Origin of the sequence: Photorhabdus sp. P32 (assembly GCF_038085095.1) — a bacterium.
Lineage (GTDB): Bacteria > Pseudomonadota > Gammaproteobacteria > Enterobacterales > Enterobacteriaceae > Photorhabdus > Photorhabdus luminescens.
In genome coordinates, this window is record NZ_JAZGJN010000139.1 from 1 (window position 1) to 2,597 (window position 2,597).

A 2,597-nucleotide genomic window follows, 5' to 3' on the forward strand; every position below is an offset into this window, starting at 1 on the left:
AAAAATTTTCAAGGATTTGAGTGATAAAGTAAGAAGTAAAATGACTTCATGATATATGAAGTCATTATTCTCACTATAATAACAAGTCTATTTAGCTATTAGTTAAATTATTTTAGTCAACAGAAAATGCTATTAATATTTATAACTTACATTTTTTACAAAGAACTTTAGTTTTTTTGGGATTTTTCAAAATATCTTGAAAATCTTCCCTAATAAATATAAGTTTTTTTAAATTACTCCCTTAATATATATTTACATCTCAATTTTGTCTTTCTGGCATGAAAGAATTTTTTCTCTAGAATAATTATTGATTTTTTCTATACTTTCTCTGTCAAGCTTATTTAAATCTTCGTGTTTTTTCATTGATAACAACCAATTATAATGAACTCTGTTAGCAACATGATAAAAACCAGCACTACCAGCTAAAAATCCTTTTCGGAGGAAATAATTAACAAAAAAACATTTCAATGATTGCAATATTAAATAGTACGGGGGGCGATATTTAGTTTGTTTAGCGTGGACATCAGTGTAACTATCATGAAGACGTTGAACTGCGCTAGCAGTATGTGATATAAAATGGTGAATAAAGAATTTACTTGGCATTTGATAAACTCTTTCTTTTGCCACAGTTGGTTTTCCATATTCGTGCATTCTATTTCCTGAAAAATCAATTGCGTCTTTTTTAAAAATACGATTTGCTCTACTAGAGAGTGAATTGTTGCAAAACTGCCCGTAATAGTAATCTTTTTTTACTATGGATATGATGTCAGCCAAGTCATTATCAATGACATGCTTTATTTTCATTGAGGTATCTTGACTTATCATCTCATCTGCATAGGCCCAATAGACCCAAGGAGTTTTCACTGTATTAAGTATTTTTCCTGTGGTTATTTCATTCTCATTCCATCCAGGATTAGGGTTTTTATTTAAAAAAATTTGGCAACCATATTTTTTGGCAATTTCAATCGTTTTGTCTGTGCTATAATTATCAGCTACTAAGACATGCCCAAATGGTTTTAGGTTTTTAATTACACGTTCAATTCTACTTTCTTCATTATAAGTAAAAATAACGAAAGTTAACTCGTTCATGAAATTATTCATTTAATATTTCCTATTTAAACTAAATAACTTTGCAAAATAGTCTCTCACTTTGAGAGAGCTCAATCCAACTTCAGCGATCTGATTAACTATTAAATCAAAATAGGATCACTAACTAAAAGGCGGCTTACACACTAAAATTCTGAAACCATTATTATGATGAAAAAATGGCTTTAAATACAGCCAGCTTAAAGTCCAATCTCATCCGAGCTTTTACGAAGATGAAGAGGGTATTGGCTAATATATCGAGGCTAATTGATCCCTAAAAGATTTAAATTTATTTATCAGTTTGTTAGATAAGGTTAAAATGGATTTATCCACCGGCCAAAAGTTTAATTTATTGTTTTTGCTGACCTATTTCTCTTGACTGATAAAAGAGAAATTGTTGTAGTTATCTTTACATGATCACAATTGCTCGCAATCATCAATGTCATTGCATGTGGCAATTATTGCTAAAAATGGAACAGTTTATGGTTGCTGTTTCACTTTCCCTTGGAAGCTAGTCTAGTAAAACAAGGGTGTAGCGATAATATATATAACTATTTAGGTTTAGGTGATTTATGCGTATTAATCATAATATACATAACCACACAAAATTGACTAAAGATAATTCCTAATGCTACAGTAATAAAGACATTCATCTTTGTTATAGTATATATGGATAACATTACAGCCATAACTGCAAACCCTAATACACCTGATGTTGCAAAAATTGACAATTTACCATCTTTAATATTATATAAATGATTATAAGTGCCTATAATAGCATTACTGCCTTCTTGGAGTACACCAACTGGGAGTAAAAATAAATATGGATAAAAATTATCTTTCTCGGCAATGTGAAAAAATATCATACCAGCAGGAATTGATAGAAATGATAATACAATACAAACAAGGAAAATTAGTTTAATGTGTTTATTAATATATTGACCTTCTGTGTGGTATATTCTTGGAATCCCAATCTGATTTATAATTGATAATACTGCACCTGTAGCTGTACCTGCCAAATTGGTAATAAATGATAAAATACCTAACTCACTAGTATTTCCTAAATATGCCAAATACGGCCTATATCCCTGTAATTGTCCCACATTCATAATACCTGAAGTACCCATCAGCATTATTCTTTGGATAGCAACTTTCAGAGAGTAGTAATCTTCATTTTTTTCATTAGAATAATGGAATCTTATAAAGATAAGATATGAGGATATTATCAGAACTGAAATGGAATATATTATAAGAGAGATAATAATAGAGAAAGTTGTTGAACCATAACATTTATAAACACAATAAAAAACTATAACTTTTATTATAACATCAAAAACTAATAATATTGAGGATATAACTTGTTTATTTGCAAGCTGATATATATTTTTCACCAATGTATATATATAGGTTGACAATGATAGTAAACAGCAACTTATTATATGCAAAATCAGTGATTCATTTGATTTAAAAAAAATGATAAAATAAAAAAGGCAAAATGAAGAAATAATTCC

The 2,597-nt window shown here is 28.9% G+C and carries 2 protein-coding genes and 1 pseudogene; 1 reads left to right on the forward strand and 2 read right to left on the reverse strand.

Annotated elements, in window-relative coordinates; all coding sequences use genetic code 11:
- Nucleotides 1-252 precede the first annotated feature (252 nt).
- Nucleotides 253-1,101, reverse strand: a complete 849-nt coding sequence (locus tag V2H77_RS00850; RefSeq protein ID WP_341497289.1) for a glycosyltransferase — start codon at nt 1,099-1,101, stop codon at nt 253-255.
- Between the two features lie 404 nt (nt 1,102-1,505).
- On the opposite strand from V2H77_RS00850, the pseudogene V2H77_RS23510 reads away from it, so the two are divergent.
- Nucleotides 1,506-1,601 (forward strand): annotated as a pseudogene (locus V2H77_RS23510) (hypothetical protein); the annotation flags it as partial.
- A gap of 36 nt (nt 1,602-1,637) precedes the next feature.
- Here the strand turns inward: V2H77_RS23510 and V2H77_RS00855 are convergent.
- Nucleotides 1,638-2,597 (reverse strand): hypothetical protein (locus V2H77_RS00855; protein WP_341497290.1); only part of this gene is annotated, 960 nt, incomplete at its 5' end.